Source organism: Vogesella perlucida (genome assembly GCF_979366545.1).
The window spans coordinates 239,640-258,320 of sequence record NZ_CEETRO010000004.1; the positions used below are offsets into that span (position 1 = coordinate 239,640).

General features: G+C 61.2%; 16 protein-coding genes. 13 read left to right on the top strand and 3 right to left on the bottom strand.

The genetic code is table 11. The features are described 5' to 3' along the window. Positions 1 to 166: 166 nt before the first annotated feature. Positions 167 to 1,288, top strand: coding sequence for a beta-ketoacyl-ACP synthase III (locus ACZ9XP_RS07810; RefSeq protein ID WP_147682602.1), 1,122 nt, complete (start codon positions 167 to 169; stop codon positions 1,286 to 1,288). Positions 1,289 to 1,338: 50 nt separating this feature from the next. Here the strand turns inward: ACZ9XP_RS07810 and ACZ9XP_RS07815 are convergent, their stop codons facing one another. After that, positions 1,339 to 2,265, bottom strand: a complete 927-nt coding sequence (locus tag ACZ9XP_RS07815; RefSeq protein WP_147682604.1) for a LysR substrate-binding domain-containing protein — start codon at positions 2,263 to 2,265, stop codon at positions 1,339 to 1,341. Between the two features lie 417 nt (positions 2,266 to 2,682). Here ACZ9XP_RS07815 and ACZ9XP_RS07820 point away from each other — a divergent pair, with 417 nt between their 5' ends. The 7 genes from ACZ9XP_RS07820 (at position 2,683) to ACZ9XP_RS07850 (ending at position 10,187) form a co-directional block, all read left to right on the top strand. After that, positions 2,683 to 4,275 (top strand): ABC transporter substrate-binding protein, encoded by a 1,593-nt coding sequence (locus tag ACZ9XP_RS07820; protein ID WP_147682606.1) that lies wholly within the window; start codon positions 2,683 to 2,685, stop codon positions 4,273 to 4,275. Between the two features lie 323 nt (positions 4,276 to 4,598). Next, entirely contained in the window at positions 4,599 to 5,627 is a 1,029-nt protein-coding gene (locus ACZ9XP_RS07825) for an ABC transporter permease subunit (RefSeq protein ID WP_147682608.1), read from the top strand. A 12-nt stretch (positions 5,628 to 5,639) separates the two neighbouring features. Next, complete coding sequence (locus tag ACZ9XP_RS07830) at positions 5,640 to 6,563, top strand: ABC transporter permease subunit (protein ID WP_017508204.1); 924 nt, start codon at positions 5,640 to 5,642, stop codon at positions 6,561 to 6,563. A 9-nt stretch (positions 6,564 to 6,572) separates the two neighbouring features. Then, entirely contained in the window at positions 6,573 to 7,547 is a 975-nt protein-coding gene (locus ACZ9XP_RS07835) for an oligopeptide/dipeptide ABC transporter ATP-binding protein (protein WP_147682611.1), read from the top strand. After that, on the top strand, positions 7,544 to 8,518 hold the full coding sequence (locus tag ACZ9XP_RS07840) for a peptide ABC transporter ATP-binding protein (RefSeq protein WP_147682613.1): 975 nt from the start codon (positions 7,544 to 7,546) through the stop codon (positions 8,516 to 8,518). The genes ACZ9XP_RS07835 and ACZ9XP_RS07840 overlap by 4 nt, the downstream gene beginning before the upstream one ends. 114 nt (positions 8,519 to 8,632) lie before the next feature. Continuing rightward, entirely contained in the window at positions 8,633 to 9,160 is a 528-nt protein-coding gene (coaD, locus tag ACZ9XP_RS07845; RefSeq protein ID WP_147682615.1) for a pantetheine-phosphate adenylyltransferase, read from the top strand. Between the two features lie 79 nt (positions 9,161 to 9,239). Continuing rightward, the gene (locus ACZ9XP_RS07850) at positions 9,240 to 10,187 is read left to right on the top strand and encodes a class I SAM-dependent methyltransferase (protein WP_147682617.1); all 948 of its coding nucleotides are present in this window, start codon (positions 9,240 to 9,242) and stop codon (positions 10,185 to 10,187) included. Positions 10,188 to 10,312: 125 nt separating this feature from the next. Here the strand turns inward: ACZ9XP_RS07850 and ACZ9XP_RS07855 are convergent, their stop codons facing one another. Next, a complete protein-coding gene (locus tag ACZ9XP_RS07855; protein ID WP_147682620.1) occupies positions 10,313 to 10,708 on the bottom strand; it encodes a hypothetical protein in 396 nt (131 codons plus the stop codon). Positions 10,709 to 10,939: 231 nt separating this feature from the next. On the opposite strand from ACZ9XP_RS07855, the gene trxA reads away from it, so the two are divergent. From trxA to ACZ9XP_RS07880, 5 genes are all read left to right on the top strand, one after another. Further along, entirely contained in the window at positions 10,940 to 11,302 is a 363-nt protein-coding gene (trxA, locus tag ACZ9XP_RS07860; RefSeq protein WP_147682622.1) for a thioredoxin, read from the top strand. Between the two features lie 11 nt (positions 11,303 to 11,313). Further along, positions 11,314 to 11,844, top strand: coding sequence for a glutathione peroxidase (locus ACZ9XP_RS07865; RefSeq protein ID WP_147682624.1), 531 nt, complete (start codon positions 11,314 to 11,316; stop codon positions 11,842 to 11,844). A 200-nt stretch (positions 11,845 to 12,044) separates the two neighbouring features. After that, entirely contained in the window at positions 12,045 to 13,298 is a 1,254-nt protein-coding gene (gene mltA / locus ACZ9XP_RS07870) for an MltA domain-containing protein (RefSeq protein WP_147682626.1), read from the top strand. A 56-nt stretch (positions 13,299 to 13,354) separates the two neighbouring features. Continuing rightward, positions 13,355 to 14,476, top strand: coding sequence for an efflux RND transporter periplasmic adaptor subunit (locus tag ACZ9XP_RS07875; RefSeq protein ID WP_170253520.1), 1,122 nt, complete (start codon positions 13,355 to 13,357; stop codon positions 14,474 to 14,476). Between the two features lie 12 nt (positions 14,477 to 14,488). Beyond that, on the top strand, positions 14,489 to 17,617 hold the full coding sequence (locus ACZ9XP_RS07880; RefSeq protein WP_465188236.1) for an efflux RND transporter permease subunit: 3,129 nt from the start codon (positions 14,489 to 14,491) through the stop codon (positions 17,615 to 17,617). 184 nt (positions 17,618 to 17,801) lie between these two features. On the opposite strand, the gene ACZ9XP_RS07885 is transcribed toward ACZ9XP_RS07880, so the two are convergent. Beyond that, on the bottom strand, positions 17,802 to 18,575 hold the full coding sequence (locus tag ACZ9XP_RS07885; RefSeq protein ID WP_147682630.1) for a hypothetical protein: 774 nt from the start codon (positions 18,573 to 18,575) through the stop codon (positions 17,802 to 17,804). Between the last annotated feature and the right edge of the window lie 106 nt (positions 18,576 to 18,681).

The window sequence follows — 18,681 nt, forward strand, 5'->3', positions numbered from 1 at the left end:
GGCCAACGATTTTACCTGTATTTACCTAGTTTGACAGGGTTTTTTGCCCGTTTCGGGGCTGGATATGCGGGTGAAAACCGGCATGCCAGGTAGCCTTGGTGTATGATTCGCGCAAACACTTGTTTGAATTGCGGGCAGCTGTGCTGCCCAGACAGAAGGAACAGCCATGAATAAAGTGGTGATCAGCGGTACCGGCCTGTTTACCCCGCCGCATGCGGTGAGCAATGAGCAGCTTGTGGTGGCTTTTAACAGCTACGTTGCCGCATTCAATACAGACAACCAGGATGCCATCGCCCGTGGCGAGTTGGCCGCATTGGCCGAATCCAGCGCCGAGTTCATCGAAAAAGCCTCCGGCATCAAGCAGCGCTATCTGATGAACGCCAGCGGCGTGCTGGACCCGGCGCGCATGGCACCCTATTTGCCGGAGCGCAGTAATGACGCGCTGTCGGTGCAGGCCGAGATGGCCGTGGCCGCCGCCACCGAGGCGCTGGCCAACGCCGGCAAGACCGCTGCCGACATCGATATGGTGATTGTGGCCTGCTCCAATCTGCAGCGCCCCTACCCGGCAGTGTCCATCGAGGTACAGCAGGCACTGGGTATCAACGGTTACGCTTTTGATATGAACGTGGCCTGCTCGTCGGCTACCTTCGGCATCCAGACCGCCGTCAACGCCATTGCCGCCGGCCAGGCGCGCGCCGTGCTGATGCTGAACCCGGAAATCTGCTCCGCCCACCTGAACTTCCGCGACCGCGACAGCCACTTTATCTTTGGCGATGCCTGCACCGCCGTGGTACTGGAGGCGGCCGACACCGCCACCGCGGCCAACGTGTTCGAGGTACTGGGCTGCAAGCTGGCTACCGTGTTCTCCAACAATATCCGCAACAACTTCGGCTTCCTGAACCGCTGCGACGAAAGCGGCATCGGCCAGCTGGACAAGCTGTTCGTGCAGCAAGGCCGCAAGGTATTCAAGGAAGTGTGCCCGATGGTGGGCGAGCATATCGTGGCCCATTTGCAAGCTAATGGTATCGAGCCACAGGGCGTGAAGCGCTTCTGGCTGCACCAGGCCAACCTGTCGATGAACCAGCTGATCGCCCGCCGCGTGCTGGGCCGCGATGCCGAAGGCAGCGAAGCGCCGGTGATTCTGGACAGCTACGCCAATACCAGCTCCGCCGGTAGCGTGATTGCCCTGCACCTGCACCACGCCGACCTGCAAAGCGGCGATATCGGTGTGCTGTCGTCGTTCGGCGCCGGCTACTCGGTAGGCTCGGTGATTCTGCGCAAACGCTAAGGCCTATGGTTGGCCGCAGGTATCAAAAAGGCGCCTATGGGCGCCTTTTTCTATTCCTGTGTCAGTGCGCGGCCCCACGGCACTAGTTCTGGGTTATTGACCACCCGCAGGGTAGCCAGGCGGAAGTCCTGCAAGATCGCCGAGCGGCTGCCGCTAGACGGGTAGGCGATCACGTATTCGTGTTTGGCCGGTGTCATGAACGGGCGGGTGACCACGCCCTGGGTTGCCCAGAAGTCGGACGCAAACGGCTCCACGATGGACACGCCAAAGCCGTTGGCCACCATGGCGTAACGCGTGTGTGAGGTATGGGTGCGAATGTTGTAACGTGGCGACACCCCGGCATGGCCAAAATACTTTTGCTCCTGATTCTGGCTCAGCGGGTAGTTGGGCATCCAGCCAATCACTGTCTCTTCGGCCAGGTCCTGTGGGGTGATGAAGTCGCGCTCGGCCAGTGGGTGGCCAGCTGGCAGCGCGCACAGCACGTCGGCTTCCAGCAGCGGCTCTACCTCGATGCCGGCAATGGCGGGAAACGCCAGACTAATCGCCACGTCCACTTTCAGGTCTTGCAGTTTGACCGTTACTTCGGCATTGCCGACCGTGTCGATGCGTACCGGTACATCGGGCCGCAGCTTGAAAAATTCGTTCAGGATTTGCGGTAGCAGGCTGGTAGACAGCACCGGCATGCAGGCGATGGCCAGGCCTTCGTTTTCCTCGGCGCGGATGGTTTCTGCGGCTTGCCGCAGGCGCTCCAGCCCCAGAAAGTTTTCTTCTACCGCCCGCTGAAAGCGGATACCCGCCGTGGTGGGCTCCAGCCGGCCTTTGGCACGGTTGAACAGCCGAAAGCCCAGGTCGTCTTCCAGGTCGGCGATCAGCCGGCTGATGGCGGGCTGGGTAATGTGCATGCGCCGCGCGGCCGCTACTGTGGTGCCGCAGCTCATCAGGCAACGAAATGCCTCTATCTGTCGAAAACGAATCATTTTTGTTTGGGTGGGTCAAGGTTGGCCGCAGATGGCGATAGATACCTAGGCTATAACAAAATCACATAGAACATCAATTTTCCTCAGTGGATGTGATATCCGTGCTGTGAAATACTCAGCCGCGATCGGACAGGGACACTGTCTGACAGCCTGGGCTGCAGCTTGTCTACACTTGGTGCAACAACACGTCATGCATAAATGTGTTTTGCATCAATAAAGCGCCAAAAACACAACAAGCGCGCTGCCAGCACCTGGTTTTGTAGTGAAAAATAACAAGCAAGCCTTGTTGGCGTTTTATTGCCTTGCATAATGTATACGCCGGGGGCTAACGATAAACCGGCACGGCGTTTGCATTGTCATGACGTGCGATGCCCAAGCATCACTTCCATCAAAGTAGAAATAGGGAATAGAGAAACCATGCGAGTTGCCAAACATTTGCTGTTTGCAGCCGGCCTGACCGCCGCTGCCACTGCCGCTAACGCTGCCGGCACCCTGATTTACTGCTCCGAAGCCAGCCCGGAAGGCTTTGATTCGGCACAGTACACCGGTGGTTCCACCTTCGATGCTGCTGGCCACGCCATGTTCAACCGCCTGGTTGAATTCGAAAAAGGCTCCACCAAGACCGTCCCTGGCCTGGCCGAGTCCTGGACCGTGTCTGCCGATGGCAAGGAATACACCTTCAAACTGCGCAAAGGCGTGAAGTTCCACACCACCGACTACTTCACCCCTAGCCGTGATTTCACCGCTGACGACGTGGTATTCAGCTTCAGCCGCATGGTTGACAAGAATCACCCGTTCAACAAAGCCTACCCGGTTGAATTCCCGTACGCTTCCGACACCGGCCTGGACGCCAACATCGTGAAGGTAGAGAAAGTTGACGCCAACACCGTCAAGTTCACCCTGAAAGACCCGGATGCCGACCTGCTGGCCAAAGTCGCCATGCCGTTTGCGTCCATCCTGTCGGCCGAGTACGCCGACAAGCTGGTAAAAGAAGGCAAAGCCTCCCTGATCAACCAGCAGCCGGTAGGTACTGGCCCGTTCATTCTGGTGCGCTACCAGAAAGACGCCCAGATCCGTTACAAGGCTAACAAGCAGTACTGGAAAAAGGGCGACGTGAAAGTCGACAACCTGATTTTCGCCATCACCACCGACGCCTCGGTACGCGCCCAGAAGCTGAAAGCGGGCGAGTGCCACATCATGTCGTATCCGAAGCCACAAGACCTGGCCGGCATGAAAACCGACCCGGCACTGAAAGTGACCACTGCACCGGGCTTCAACATCGGCTACCTGTCGTACAACACCGAGAAGCCACTGTTCAAGAAACTGGAAGTACGCCAGGCACTGGACATGGCCATCAACCGCAAAGCCATCATCGATGCGGTATACCAAGGCCAAGGCCAGGAAGCGGCCAACCCGTTCCCGGCTTCGCTGTGGTCGTACAACAACAAGCTGCGTAACCCGGCGGTAGACGTGGCCAAGGCCAAGGCGCTGCTGGCCAAGGCTGGCTACCCGAACGGCTTCGAGATCACTCTGTGGGCCATGCCGGTACAGCGCCCGTACAACCCGAACGCCAAGTTGATGGCCGAAATGATCCAATCTGACTGGGCCAAAATCGGCGTGAAAGCCAAGATCACCACTTACGAGTGGGGCGAGTACCTGAAGCGCATGAAAAACGGCGAGCACGACACCGGCCTGATCGGCTGGACCGGCGACTACGCCAGCCCGGACAACTTCCTGGGCGTGCTGCTGACCTGCGAAGCAGTAGGTGGCTCCAACTACGCGCGCTACTGCAACAAGGACTTCGATGCTGCCGTGCTGAAAGCACGTAAGAGCACCGACCTGAAAGAGCGTACTGCGCTGTACCAGAAAGCCCAGGAGATCTTCAAGAAAGATCTGCCATGGTCCACCATCGCTCACTCGACAGTGAACCAGCCAATGCGTAAAGAAGTGAACGGCTTCAAGATCAGCCCGTTCGGCGACTACTCCTTCGTGGGTGTTAGCGTTAAGTAAGCTAATAGACGGGGCCTAGGCCCCTGTCTGGCACAAGGAGGCTTCGGCCTCCTTGTTTGCTCATTGGCGAGCCGTTTATGCAAACGGTAACTATCGAGATAGTTAGTTATGGTGGGTTGATCTGTATCAAGGTGGCAAGGGCAGGGCAGCGCTAAAGTGCGTTCTGCCGTGGCGGCCTTGTTGCTGGTATAGGTGGGTGGTTCAGTTGCAAGCTGCCCGGCACCCTTCCTTTCTGCTGTTCTGCTGATAGTTTCCCGTTTGTCTGCGTTTTCTGGCTGTACGCGTCGTGCCTCACAAGGGCATGCACGGGAGACTCATTCAACATGTTTTCATTCATTCTGCGCAGGCTGGGTGTACTGATCCCCACCTTCTTCGGCATTACGCTGATTACTTTTGCGCTTATCCGCATGATTCCTGGTGACCCCATCGAAGTCATGGTCGGCGAGCGCACGCTGGACCCGGTGATGCACGCCGCGGCCATGAAGCGTCTGGGCCTGGACCAGCCGCTGTACGTACAATATTTCGACTACGTTTCCAAGCTGTTCCACGGTGATCTGGGCGCGTCGCTCAAGACCCAGGAAAGCGTATGGAAAGAGTTCACGACCCTGTTCCCCGCTACGCTGGAGCTGGCGCTCTGTGCGCTGGTGTTTGCCACGGTCTTTGGCCTGCTGGCCGGCGTGGTGGCCGCCATCAAGCGTGGTTCCATGTTCGACCACGGCGTAATGGGCTTGTCCCTGACCGGCTTCTCGATGCCGATCTTCGTGTGGGGCCTGCTGGCCGTGATGTTCTTCTCGGTATTTCTGGGTTGGACACCGGTATCGGGCCGTATCGACCTGATGTTTGACGTGCAGCCGCAAACCGGCTTCATGCTGATTGATGCCTGGCGTGCCGAGGCGCTGGACCCTGACCTGAACACTGGCGCCTTCAAGGACGCGGTGATGCACCTGATCCTGCCCACCATCGTGTTGGGTACCATTCCGCTGGCCACCATTGCCCGGATGACGCGCTCGTCCATGCTGGAAGTGCTGCGCGAAGACTACGTGCGTACCGCCCGCGCCAAAGGCCTGTCGCCAGCCCGCGTGATCTTTATCCACACCCTGCGTAATGCGCTGATTCCGGTGCTGACCGTGATCGGCCTGCAAGTAGGCACGCTGATGGGTGGTGCGGTGCTGACGGAAACCATTTTCTCCTGGCCGGGCATCGGCAAATGGCTGATTGAGGCCATTGGCCGCCGCGATTACCCGGTGGTGCAAAACGGCATCCTGATTGTGGCCACGTTGGTGATCCTCACCAATTTCGTCGTTGACATCCTGTACGGCATCGCCAACCCGCGCATCCGTCACGCCAAATAAGCAGGTAGAAACATGGCTAATGTGAATACATCGCCGCAGCTTGCGGCCAACGATGACCCGGCACTGACCTACCCGTCGCCCTTCAAGGAATTCTGGCAAAGCTTCAGCCAGAACAAGGGCGCGGTAGCCGGCCTGGTCTTTATGTCCATCGTGCTGTTCTGTGCACTGTTTGCCGGCCTGATTTCGCCGCACGACCCGCTGGAGCAGTACCGCGACCACCTGCTGACCCCGCCATCGTGGGCGCAAGGTGGCAGCAGCCAGTTCCTGCTGGGTACCGACGAGCTGGGCCGCGACATCATGGCGCGCCTGTTCCACGGTGCGCAGATGTCGCTGCTGATCAGCCTGATCTCGGTATTGCTGTCGCTGGTACCGGGCGTGATCCTGGGCCTGTTGGCCGCGTTTTTCCCCAAAGTCATGGGCGGCCTGATCATGCGCCTGATGGACATCATGATGGCGCTGCCGTCGCTGCTGCTGGCCATCGCCATCATGGCCATTCTGGGGCCTGGCCTGGTGAACGCCATGATCGCTATTGCCGTGGTGGGCCTGCCCGGCTATGTGCGCCTGACACGTGCCTCGGCCATGACCGAGCTGAACCGCGACTACGTGACCGCTGCCCGGGTATCCGGCGCCGGCCTGCTGCGCCTGATGTTTGTCACCGTGCTGCCCAACTGCATGGCACCGCTGATCGTGCATGCCACCATGAGCTTCTCGGCCGCCATTCTGGAAATCTCGGCACTGGGCTTCCTGGGCATGGGCGTACAGCCGCCTACCCCGGAGTGGGGCACCATGCTGTCCAGCGCACGGGATTACATGACCAGCGCCTGGTGGGTCGTGCTGATGCCTGGCCTCACCATTCTGCTGGCCGTGCTATCGATCAACCTGATGGGTGATGGCCTGCGTGACGCGCTGGACCCGAAAATGAAGCGCGCGGCGTAAGGGGAAATCATGAGTCTGTTGCAAATCAAGAACCTGTCGGTAGAGTTTGGCCATGCGGCCAACCCTTTCCGCGCAGTAGAAGGCCTGGACCTGACCGTCAACCAGGGCGAGATCGTGGGCATTGTCGGCGAATCCGGCTCGGGCAAATCGGTGACCATGATGGCCATGATGGGCCTGTTGGAAGGCCAGGGCCGCATCGTGGCTGACCAGCTGGAATTCGACGGTAAAAACCTGCTGACCATCAGTGCCAAAGAGCGCCGCAAGATCGTGGGCAAAGACATTGCCATGATCTTCCAGGACCCGATGACCTCGCTCAACCCCAGCTACACCGTGGGTTACCAGATCATGGAGGTACTGAAAGTCCACCAGGGCCTGCGCGGCGCCGAGCTGAAAGCCCGTGCGCTGGAGCTGATGGAGCTGGTAGAAATCCCCGCACCCAAGAGCCGGCTGGAAGCCTACCCGCACCAGCTGTCCGGCGGTATGAGCCAGCGCGTGATGATTGCCGTGGCCTTGGCCTGTAACCCCAAGCTGCTGATCGCCGACGAGCCCACCACCGCGCTGGACGTGACCATCCAGGCCCAGATCATGGACCTGCTGGTGAACCTGCAAAAAGAGCGCAATATGGCGCTGCTGATGATCACTCACGATCTGGCGGTCATCGCCGAAGTGGCGCACCGCGTGGCCGTCATGTACGCCGGCCAGGTGGCCGAAGAAGGCGTGGTGCCGCAGCTGTTCCGCCAGCCAGTGCACCCGTACACCCATGCGCTGTTGTCGTCCATTCCCGAGCACAGCAAGGGTGCGCATCGCCTGTCCACGCTGCCCGGCATTGTGCCCGGCCAGTACGACCGCCCCAAAGGCTGCCTGCTGAGCCCGCGTTGCCCGCACGTGCAGCCGCGCTGCCGTGACGAGCGCCCGGCCATTACCCCGCACCAGCACGGCGCCGTGCGTTGCTTCTACCCGCTGTTCGATAAGGAGGCCTCATGAGCCATACCGTCATGCAGGCTCGCGACCTGACCCGTCACTACGAAGTCTCGCAGGGCTTTTTGAAGCCCAAGGCCATGGTCAAGGCGCTGAACGGCGTCTCGTTCGAACTGAAAGCCGGCAAAACGCTGGCCGTGGTGGGCGAATCCGGCTGCGGCAAGTCCACGCTGGCACGCCAGCTCACGCTGATCGAAGCCCCCACTGCCGGTTCCCTGGTGCTGGAAGGCGTAGATATTGCCAAGGCCAGCAAAGCCGAGCTCAAGGCGCTGCGCAGCAAGGTGCAGATGGTGTTCCAGAACCCGTACGCCTCGCTGAACCCGCGCCAGAAAATCGGCGACCAGCTGGGCGAGCCGCTGCTCATCAACACCAAGCTGAGCGCCAAAGAGCGTGAGGAAAAAGTACGCGCCATGATGCAGCGCGTCGGTCTGCGCCCCGAGCACTACTACCGCTACCCGCATATGTTCTCCGGTGGCCAGCGCCAGCGTATCGCCATCGCCCGCGCCATGATGCTGCAGCCGCAGATCGTGGTGGCCGACGAGCCCACCTCGGCGCTGGACGTCTCCATCCAGGCACAAGTACTGAACCTGTTCATGGACCTGCAGGACGAGTTCAACACCGCTTACGTGTTCATCTCGCACAACCTGGCCGTGGTAGAGCACGTGGCCGACGACCTGATGGTGATGTACCTGGGCCGCGCAGTAGAAGTGGGCACCAAGGAGGCGATCTACGACAAGCCGCTGCACCCGTACACGCAAGCGCTGCTGTCGGCCACGCCGTCCATTCACGAAGAAGACCGCCGCGTGAAGATCAAGATCCAGGGCGAGCTGCCCAGCCCGCTGAACCCGCCTACGGGCTGCGCTTTCCACAAGCGCTGCCCGTATGCCACGGCGCAGTGCAGCCAGGACGTACCGCAGCTGCGCACCCTGTTGGGGCGCGAAGTCGCCTGCCACCACGCAGAAACCATCAACGCTTGACCTGCCTGCGTTAAAATGGCGCCGCCGTGGTGAAAACACCGCGGCGGCGCTTTTTTACTGCAGTGCAGCAATAAATGCCTTGTTCCCCCCTGTTCAAGCAGGATACATTCCGCCATGCCTCATACCCACAAAGGAAAGCGTCAATTGAAGCGAGCTGTCTACGCCGGTAGTTTCGACCCGGTCACCAATGGTCATCTGTGGATGATCCGCGAAGCCGTCGACCTGTTCGACGAGCTGGTGGTGGCCATCGGGGTGAACCCGGAAAAGCGCTGCACTTTCGATGTGGAAGAGCGCCTGGACATGCTGCGCGCCGTGACGCGCGGCTTTTCCAAGCTGAAGGTGGAAGTGTTCGAAAACCAGTTTCTGGTGAACTACGCGCAAAGCATCGACGCCAACTACATCGTGCGCGGCATCCGTACCGCCAGCGATTACGAATACGAGCGCACCATGCGCTACATCAACTCTGACCTGCACGCCGACATCACCACCATTTTCCTGCTGCCACCGCGTGAATATGCCGAGGTATCGTCTACCATGGTAAAAGGCCTGATGGGCCCCGCCGGCTGGGAGCAGATGATTCGCCAGTACGTACCCGAGCCGGTGTACCGCAAGCTGGTGAACTACTATCAGCAGCAAGGCTAGCCTGCGGCCAACCCTGGCCACCCCGCATTCCCCCGCGCCGGATGCCCTCCGGCGCGCTGCATTTCAAAAGAGGTTTTTCATGGTAGACGTATCGGCCTTCACTGGCCGCCTGGCCAAAAATTACAAGCACTACAGCAAATGGGCGCGCCGCAACGGCCTGGACGCCTGGCGCCTGTACGACCGTGACGTACCGCAGTTTCCGCTGATCATCGACCTGTACGGTAGCCGCATCCACCTGCAGGAATACGACACCGGCTGGCAGATCGAAGACGCCGACTACCAGGCCTGGATCGCCGCCGTGCAGCAGGCCATCTGCGACGTTACCGGCGTACCGCTGTGGCAGATCTCGCTGAAAACCCGCCGCCGCCAGAAAGGCGAAAGCCAGTACGAAAAAACCGGCCGCGAAGGCGAAGACTTCATTGTGGAAGAACAAGGCCAGCGCTTCTGGGTCAACCTGGATGCCTACCTGGACACCGGCCTGTTTCTGGACCACCGGAACACCCGCCGCCGCGTGCGTGACGAGGCCGCCGGCAAGCGCTTTCTCAACCTGTTTGCCTACACCGGCAGCTTTACCTGCTACGCCGCCAGTGGCGGTGCGGTGTCCAGCGAAACGGTCGACCTGTCCAACACCTACCAGGCCTGGAGCCGCCGCAACTTCGAGCTGAATGGCCTGGACCTGGCCAAGCACGTGCTGATCCGTGACGACGTGTTCCAGTACCTGGAAGACGCCTGGGTAGCCGGCAAGCAGTTCGACCTGATCGTGATGGACCCGCCGAGTTTTTCCAACAGCAAGAAAATGATGGACGAGCTGGACGTACAGCGCGACCAGCTCAAGCTGGTAGACGGCGCCATGCGCCTGCTGGCACCGGGCGGCGTGCTGTACTTCAGCAATAACCTGCGCAGCTTCACGCTGGACGAACGCCTGGTAGCCGACTACGCCGTGCGCGACATCAGCGCGCAGTCGGTGCCGGAAGACTTCCGCAACAAGAAAATCCACCAGTGCTGGCGCATCACCCATCGCGCCTGATGCTACGCTTAGCTGTCACGGTAATGTTGACCGCAGATTGACCGTTGCGGCCAACTTGATCGGAAGGGCGCAGTAGCTAAGTGTAAGGACGTCTTGGTAGATGCTTGCTCTAACAAAAGGATGTTCTAGGAATCACATGCTTTGATATCGCCGACGAAGGTGCCTGCCGAGTCGTATATATCAAAGCCTGTCCGAATTCTGGACATAGTTGCTTTCTGGCGGAGTTGATCAATTCGCCAGACTTCGATGGCAGTGCTGCTTGCTTTGGCTTGTATGCACATCACCGCATTTCCTGGAACCTCTAGGCAATTGACTTCCCAGTCAGTAATTGTTGACTGCTTCCCGTTGAGTACAACCCTGATGACTTTGTTTTTGAATCCATCAGGACTGAATTTGTAATTTTCATCGGCAAATGCCACTGTGCCTCGGAGGTTATGAATCTCCCAGCACTGAGGAGATGCCATTACCTGCGTAGACATCAGCAAAACCAATGATGTGATAGGTTTGATTTTCTTAATCATGCTGACGATTTCCCTTGCTTTTTCGTTGGCGCTAACGGCTAGTCAAGATGCTATGTGCTGAATGGTTCGTAATGTGAAGTGAACATTTGACTCAGGACGTTAGCATTGCACTTGTTGGCTATCAAGCCGATAAAAAAATACCATCTCCGTGCGCTTGTATTCGGCCGCAAAGGTAGCCATCTTGCAGGCTGTGGACGGCAGTGCCGTCGTTTAACCGATCAGGAAACAAGCATGAGCCATATCAACCTTACCGCCGATACCTTCAACGACTACGCCGAGCGCGAGGGTATCGTGATGCTGGATTTCTGGGCCGAATGGTGTGGCCCGTGCAAGATGTTCGGCCCGGTGTTCGAGGCTGCCGCCGAAAAGCACCCGGATATCGTGTTTGCCAAAATCGATACCGAAGCCGAGCGCGAGCTGGCCGGGCATTTCCAGATTCGCTCCATCCCCACGCTGATGGCGCTGAAAGACGGTATCGTGGTGTTTCATCAGGCGGGGGCAATGATGGCTGGCCAGTTTGACCAGCTGATCCAGGCCATCCGCGACCTGGATATGGACAAAGTGCGCGCCGAGATGGCTGCGCAGCAAGACTGAAAGGCTGCACCATGACACCACGCCTTGCCCTGTTATGCCTGGCGGCACCGTTGGCCGCACTGGCTGCCTGCCCGCCACTGCTGAACCATCAGGTACCCGCGCTGATGGGCGGCAAGATCAACCTGTGCGATTACAGCGGCAAGGCCGTGGTCGTGGTGAATACCGCCAGCCAGTGCGGCTTTACCCCGCAATACAAAGGCCTGCAAAGCGTGTGGAAGAGCTACCAGGCCAAGGGTGCGGTGGTGGTGGGCTTCCCCAGCGACGACTTTAACCAGGAGCTGGACAAGGACGCCGAGGTGGCCCAGTTTTGCGAGAGCAATTTTGGCGTGAGCTTCCCCATGGCCAGCCGGGTACATGTGCGCGGCAGCGATGCCCACCCGTTCTACCAGGCGCTGGCCGAGGCCAGCGGCACCACGCCCAAGTGGAACTTCTACAAGTACATCATTTCGGCCGATGGCAAGACCGTGACGGCGTTCAGCTCGCTGACCAAGCCGGACTCGGCAGAGTTTCTCAAGGCGCTGAACGCCGCGCTGCCGCGTTAAGCCCGGATCGTTTCACGGCACAAGGGCCAGGCCATCGCCTGGCCCTTGTGCTGTCGGACAGGGCGAAAAGTGCGACAGGCTGGTATTTGTCATTTGCCTTTCTGACCGGCGGTTCATTACCATCTGAACTTCGTCGACACAGCCCGGTCTGCTGTCTACCGCTAACCCGCTTACCGACCCTGCTGTCCCATACCCACACCATGCTCAAGCACCTCTTGCCGTTGGCCGCGCTGTTGGCCCTGTCTGCCTGTACCACCCTGAGCACCACCCCGCCCCCGGCGAGCGGTACCGTGCGCTATCAGCCAGCCAGCTTTGCCGACTTGCCCGACTGGGGCCAGAGCATGGCGTCGCAAAGCCTGGAAGGCCTGCGCCTGAGCTGCCGCAGCCTGCAGGGCAGGGCAGCCTGGAAAGATATCTGCGCCGAGGCCGCCACGCTGGATGCGGCCAACCTGCCGGCCATTACCCGCTTTTATGAGGCGCGCTTTGCCCCGTGGCGCATTGTGGAGCCTGGCAACGGCCTGATTACCGGCTATTTCGAGCCACTGCTGGCCGGTAGCCACCAGTACTCCGCGCAAACACCCTATGCCGTGTACGGCGTACCAGCCGACCTGCGCGTGCTGGATGCCAGCGCCGCGCAGCTGGCGGCCAGCGTGCTGGTAGCCCGCCCGGGCGCTGGCAACCGCCTGCAGGTGGTGCCCGGCAAAACCCGCGCTGACGCGGGCGAAGTGCTGGTGAACCCGAAAGATTTTGTGGTGGATAGCCGCACGCGCGCGCTGAAAGGCCGTATCGACAACGGCCGCCTGCTGCCGTATTACACTCGTGCCGAAATCAACGCCGGCAAGGGCATCAACACCGCGCCGGTGCTGGCCTGGGCCGAGGACGATACCGAGCTGTTTTTCCTGCAGGTGCAGGGCTCCGGCCGTATCCAGCTGGAAGACGGCAGCTATGTGCGCGCCGGTTATGCCGAGCAAAACGGCCATGGTTACAAGTCCATTGGCCGCTGGCTGGTGGATAACGGCCAAATGAAGCTGTCTGATGTGTCCATGCAAAGCATCAAGGAATGGATTGCGGCCAACCCTGCGCGCAAGCAGGAGCTGTTCAATGCCAACCCCAGCTATGTGTTTTTCAAAACGCTGCCGGCAGATAACAACGGCCCGTTAGGGGCCATGGGTGTGCCATTGCTGGGTGGCTACAGCGTGGCCGTCGACCCGCGCTATATCCCGCTGGGGGCACCGGTGTACCTGTCTACCACCTGGCCGCTGGACGGTGCGCCCCGGCCGCTCAACCGCCTGGTGCACGCGCAAGATACCGGCGGCGCCATTCGTGGCGGTGTCCGTGCCGACTTTTTCTTTGGTTTTGGTACTGAAGCCGGCTTGTACGCAGGCCGCATGAAACAGAGCGGCCGCCTGTGGCTGCTGCTGCCGCGGGGCATGCAGCCTGCGGCCAACCTCTGAAATACCCGATCAAACCGGCTGCGTCTGCTGGTGCAGCTGCCTTGAAGGACTGTGTAATGCATAGCTATCCACTCCGCCCCCGGGCCGCCATGCTGCTGCTGGGCCTGGCCGTGCTGGGCACCGCCTGCAATAAAAGCGATACCGATGCTGCCAAGGCCGCCAGTGCCGCGGCAGCCACCACCCCTGCCCGCGCGCTGTCGCAGGCCGATTTGCTTGTCACGGCGGTAGCGCCGGTGGCCGAGCAGCTGCCGTTTACTGCCACGCTGAACCCGCTAAACAGCGCCGAGGTGGCCGCGCAAAGCGAAGGCACCGTGCTGGCCGTGCTGGTGCGCGAGGGCGAAGCCGTACAGAAAGGCCAGCTGCTGGCGCGCATCGACGCCGAAGCGCTGCGCCAGAACGTCCTGGAAATGCAGGCCCAGCTGGCCAACGACGAAGCGCGGCTGAAGCTGGCCCGCCTCAAACGGGACAAACAGCGCGAGCTGTACCAGCAGGGGTTTATCTCCAAGCTGGCGTTCGACGAAATAGACAACGACTACCAGATTCGCGTGGGCGAGCTGGCCGCGCGGCGCAGCCAGCTGGCGCGGGCCAAAACCAGCCTGGGTGAAACCGAGGTGCGCGCCCCCATGACCGGCACCGTGTATGCACGGCGTACCCAGCCGGGCGAGCAAGCCAGCAAGAACCAGAAGCTGTTTGCCATTGCCGACCTGTCGGTACTGGAGGCCGCGGCCAACATGCCGGCGCGTGACATCGGCAAGCTCCAGCCCGGCCAGGCTGCCCGCTTTACGGTAGAAGGGCTGGCCGGCGAGTTCCGTGGCGAGCTGGTACGCATCAACCCGGTAGCGGCCACCGCCACGCGGACGTTTAGCGTTTACCTGCGTGTGGCCAACCAGGATGGCCGCCTGAAAGCCGGGCAGTTTGCCAAGGGCGGTATTGTGCAGCGCGAGGTGCTGGACGCCGTGCGCCTGCCGCAAGCCGCAGTCCAGCAGGCCGACAGCGCCAGCCCGTGGGTGATGCTGGTGCAGGGCGGGCGGCTGGTAAAACAGCCGGTGCGCATTGTGCTGCGCTCGGATAGCGAGCGCGTACTGGCGGTACAAGGCGTGGCCCCCGGGCAGACCATCCTGGCGGCGGCGCTACTGGGCGTGAAGCCCGGAGATGCCGTGACCCTGCCCAAACCTTAAGGAGACACGGCCATGTGGCTGACACGCGTCAGTGTACAAAACCCCTACTTTGCCGCCGTGCTGATGTTGCTGCTCACGGTGCTGGGCCTGTTTGCCTGGCGCAACCTGCCGGTAGAGGAGTTCCCCGATATCCGCTTTCCGGTAGCGGTGGTGTCCACCACGTACCAGGGCGCCTCGCCCGAGGTGGTGGAAAGCGATGTGACCCGCCCTATCGAAGAAGCGGTCAATACCATCAACGGCGTCAAGCACATCCGTTCCTATTCGTTTGAGGGCAGCTCGGTGGTGGTGGTGGAGTTCGAGCTGTCTACCGACGCCGCGCAGGGTCTGCAAGAGGTGCGCGATAAAGTGGGCGCGGTGCAGGGCAGCCTGCGGCGCGAAGTGGATACCCCCACCATTTCGCAGATGAACCCCAACGACGACCCGCTGATGTCCTACACGCTCAGCTCGGCGCAGAGCAGCCAGCGAGACGTGTCCACCTGGGCCGAAAACGTGCTGAAAAAGCGCCTGCAAACCGTAGCCGGCGTGGGCGAGGTGAAGATTGTCGGCGGCAGCAAGCGCGAGGTACGCGTACAGCTGGACCCATACCGGCTGGAGGCGCTGGGCCTGTCGGTGAGCGAGGTGTCGGATGCCATCGCCACGGCCAACCGCGACTACCCGGCCGGCCAGGTCAGCACGCAGAGTAACGAGCTGTCGGTGCGGGTGGCGGGCAAGCTCAAGACCATGGACGATTTCCGTGCGCTGGTGATTGCCAGCCGCGATGGCCGTGACATCCGCCTGGCCGACGTGGCCGAGGTAGACGACGCCGAAGCCGAGCGCAACAGCATTACGCTGATCGACGGCAAGCCTGGCGTGGGCCTGGATATCCGCGCCGCGCGTGGCGCCAATGTGGTGAGCGTGGCCGACGGCGTGAAACGCATTGTGGCGGAATACCAGCCGCAGGCTCCGGCGGGTACCAGCGTGCGCCTGACTTACGACAAGTCGGAAGAGGTAAAAGGCTCGCTGCACGAGGTAGAAAAAACCCTGCTGGAAGGCGCAGCGCTCACCGTGCTGATTGTGTTCCTGTTCCTGGGCAGCTGGCGCAGCACGGTGATTACCGGCCTGACGCTGCCCATCTCCATGATCGGCACGCTGTTTGCCATCCAGGCCATGGGCTTCACCCTGAACATGATGACACTGATGGCGCTGTCGCTATCGGTGGGCCTGCTGATCGACGACGCCATCGTGGTGCGCGAGAACATCGTGCGCCATGCCAACCTGGGTAAAACGCACTTTCAGGCGGCGCTGGACGGTACCAACGAGATCGGTCTGGCGGTGCTGGCCACCACGCTCACCATTGTGGCGGTGTTCCTGCCGGTGGGCTTTATGGGCGGCATCATCGGCAAGTTCTTCCACCAGTTTGGCCTGGCAGTGACGGTAGCGGTGCTGATTTCGCTGCTGGTGTCGTTTACGCTGGACCCGATGTTGTCGTCCATCTGGCACGACCCGCACCGCCACGGCGACAAGCACAAGGGGCCGGTTGGCCGCATGCTGGACTGGTTCGAAGCCTCGCTGGACCGCCTGGGCGATGGCTATGTGGCCACCATCCGCTGGTCGCTGGCACACCGCAAAACCGTGGTAGCCAGTGCACTGGCCCTGACCGTGGGCAGCTTCATGCTGGTGCCCGTTATCGGTGGCGAGTTCATGCCGGCCGCCGACAAGGGCGAGTTCCGCCTGACCTTCAAAACGGCCGCCGGCTCTACGCTGGAGTACACCGAAGGCAAGGCACGCGAGGTGGAGCAGCGTATCCGTGCCGTGGTGCCCGAGGTGAAATCCATCGATAGCAAGATCGGCGGCGGCAGCTTTGGTGCCGGCCGCAACGAGGCCCAGCTGTCGATAGATGTCGGTGACAAGCAAGAGCGCGAGCGTGACCTGTTTGCCCTGATGGCCGCCGCCCGCAGTGCCGCGCAGCCGGTAGCGGGCATCCAGCTGGATTCGGTACAGGAAACCGGCCAGCACGGCCCGCCGGGCAAACCGGTGAACCTGGGTGTGCGCGGCAGCGACTTGCAAAGCCTGCAGCGCGCCACGGCCGACATCATGGCGGCCATCAAGCAGGTGAAGGGCGTGAGCGATGTGGAATCCAGCCTGAACGACGCCGACCCGGCACTCAACGTGCAGCTGCGCCGCGACGCAGCCGCTACGCTGGGGGTAGACCTGGCGCGCGTGGGCAATACGCTGTCGGTATTGCTGGGTGGCAGTACCGCCACCACCTGGGAAGCGCCGGACGGGGAAAACTACAGCGTGCGGCTGCAGATCCCGCGTGATGAACGCGCCGCCGAGCTACTGGACGTGTTGATGGTGCCCGGCCGGCGTGCCGACACCGGTGAGGCGCAGATGGTGCCGCTGTCGCAGGTGGCCAGCATTGTGCCGGCCACTAGCCCGCGCCAGATCGAGCGTACCGACCTGATGCGCGAGATCAGTGTCACGGCCAACATCAGCGGCCGTAGCTCGGGCGAGGTGTTTGCCGATGTCGACAAGGCGCTGAAGGCGGTGACATTGCCGGCCGGCGTGGTTCTGTCGCAGCAGGGCGAGCGCCAGGATATGCAGGAGTCGCTGGGCTACGCCGTGCAGGCGCTGGCCATGGGGGTGATCTTTATCTACATGATTCTGGCGGCGCAGTTCCGCAGCTTTACCCTGCCCATCACCATCATGGTGGCGCTGCCGCTGGCCTTTGTCGGCGTGTTTGTGGCCCTGCTGCTGTTTGGCTCCACGCTGAACATGTTCTCGGTGATCGGCATCATCATGCTGATGGGCCTGGCGTCCAAGAACGGTATCTTGCTGGTGGACTTCATCAACCAGAGCCGGCGCGAGGGCATGTCGCGGCTGGATGCCATCGTGGAGGCCGGCCGCGTGCGGCTGCGCCCCATCATGATGACCAGCCTGGCCATGATCTTTGGCATGCTGCCGCTGGCGCTGGCCAGCGGGGCGGGCTCGGAAACACAGCGCCCCATGGCGCACGCCATTATCGGCGGCATGATTACGTCTACCGTGCTGACGCTGATCGTGGTGCCGGTGGTGTACACGTATATGGATGGCCTGCGTAGCCGCATCCGCCGCCTGCTGGCGCGGCTGAGCGGGCAAAAGGTTGCCCAGGCACACGACTAGCCTGCTGTAACGGCCACAACAAAGCCACCCGCGTGCGGGTGGCTTTGTCTTGCGTGCCGGGCCAGGGCGCTGCGCGTGCATGGCGCCTGGCCTGTGCTAGTCGTTGTCTTCGTAACGGCTGGCATTGTTGATGAGCTCGTGGCTGATAGCCGGGGCGCTGCGCGTGCATGGCGCCTGGCCGGCGCTAGTCGTCTTCTTCATAACGGCTGGCGTTTTTGATGAGCTCGTTGCTGATAGCCGGGGCGCTATCGCAGTAGCTGGCGCGGAAGATGGTGCTATCACCAATGGCTGCCCGCCAGCTGCGGCCAACCATGTGGATATGGCTGACCCCGAAGCGCGCCAGGTCTTCCAGCGAGTAGTCAAAGCCGTGCGTATCGGGAAACTGCTGGCGCCAGGCGGGGTGTTGGCCGCATACCGTTAACAGCGGGTTGACACCGATCTGGCGAAAAAACGCCGCTTCGTATTGCTGCATCCAGTCGTTTTCTTCGATGGCACGCAGCCGGGCCTGGGCGTCATCGGGGTAGCGTTGCTGTATCCGTGCACGCCAGTCTGCCTGCAGCATGCCGCCATGCCATAGCAGCCGGCTGTTTGGCAGCAGGTATTTGTTTCTGCCGGCAGGGAAAATATAGTTGGCGCAGGACGAGGCGCATTCACCAAACACGCGCACGTCTAGCTGCTGCTTGTAGACCAGCATGCCCAGGCGGATGCCATCGTACAGGCTGCCGCCCTGGCTGGAGATATCCAGCGTGTCGGGTTTGGGGTTGGCCGCCTGGTACAGCGCCAGCGCGTCGTCTACCGTACTGGCTTTGATCTTGCCGTTGTACACCAGGCGTTTGCCATCACTGCTGAGGGTAACGGTGGCTCGGCTGGCCTCTTCACGTGCCTTGTTGTGGGCACAGCCTGACAAGGCGAGCATCAGGCACAGCAGGGGGAGGGTAGGGCGTAAGAGGGCGTGCATGGCGTGGTGGCATGTTTTTTACCATTGTGCGCATGCCGTCCGGTTTTGTGAAGCCATGCTGGCCTGCCGGGTAGCCGCCGCAGCGCCCCCGGCAGGTTTGCTGCAG

Coding starts and splice junctions, on each gene's coding strand:
- ACZ9XP_RS07865 (WP_147682624.1), top strand. CDS start 11,314: ATGACACCACGCCTTGCCCTGTTATGCCTGGCGGCACCGTTGGCCGCA.
- ACZ9XP_RS07825 (WP_147682608.1), top strand. CDS start 4,599: ATGTTTTCATTCATTCTGCGCAGGCTGGGTGTACTGATCCCCACCTTC.
- ACZ9XP_RS07810 (WP_147682602.1), top strand. CDS start 167: ATGAATAAAGTGGTGATCAGCGGTACCGGCCTGTTTACCCCGCCGCAT.
- ACZ9XP_RS07815 (WP_147682604.1), bottom strand. CDS start 2,265: ATGATTCGTTTTCGACAGATAGAGGCATTTCGTTGCCTGATGAGCTGC.
- ACZ9XP_RS07835 (WP_147682611.1), top strand. CDS start 6,573: ATGAGTCTGTTGCAAATCAAGAACCTGTCGGTAGAGTTTGGCCATGCG.
- ACZ9XP_RS07840 (WP_147682613.1), top strand. CDS start 7,544: ATGAGCCATACCGTCATGCAGGCTCGCGACCTGACCCGTCACTACGAA.
- trxA (WP_147682622.1), top strand. CDS start 10,940: ATGAGCCATATCAACCTTACCGCCGATACCTTCAACGACTACGCCGAG.
- ACZ9XP_RS07850 (WP_147682617.1), top strand. CDS start 9,240: ATGGTAGACGTATCGGCCTTCACTGGCCGCCTGGCCAAAAATTACAAG.
- ACZ9XP_RS07875 (WP_170253520.1), top strand. CDS start 13,355: ATGCATAGCTATCCACTCCGCCCCCGGGCCGCCATGCTGCTGCTGGGC.
- ACZ9XP_RS07855 (WP_147682620.1), bottom strand. CDS start 10,708: ATGATTAAGAAAATCAAACCTATCACATCATTGGTTTTGCTGATGTCT.
- ACZ9XP_RS07885 (WP_147682630.1), bottom strand. CDS start 18,575: ATGCACGCCCTCTTACGCCCTACCCTCCCCCTGCTGTGCCTGATGCTC.
- ACZ9XP_RS07820 (WP_147682606.1), top strand. CDS start 2,683: ATGCGAGTTGCCAAACATTTGCTGTTTGCAGCCGGCCTGACCGCCGCT.
- ACZ9XP_RS07830 (WP_017508204.1), top strand. CDS start 5,640: ATGGCTAATGTGAATACATCGCCGCAGCTTGCGGCCAACGATGACCCG.
- coaD (WP_147682615.1), top strand. CDS start 8,633: ATGCCTCATACCCACAAAGGAAAGCGTCAATTGAAGCGAGCTGTCTAC.
- mltA (WP_147682626.1), top strand. CDS start 12,045: ATGCTCAAGCACCTCTTGCCGTTGGCCGCGCTGTTGGCCCTGTCTGCC.
- ACZ9XP_RS07880 (WP_465188236.1), top strand. CDS start 14,489: ATGTGGCTGACACGCGTCAGTGTACAAAACCCCTACTTTGCCGCCGTG.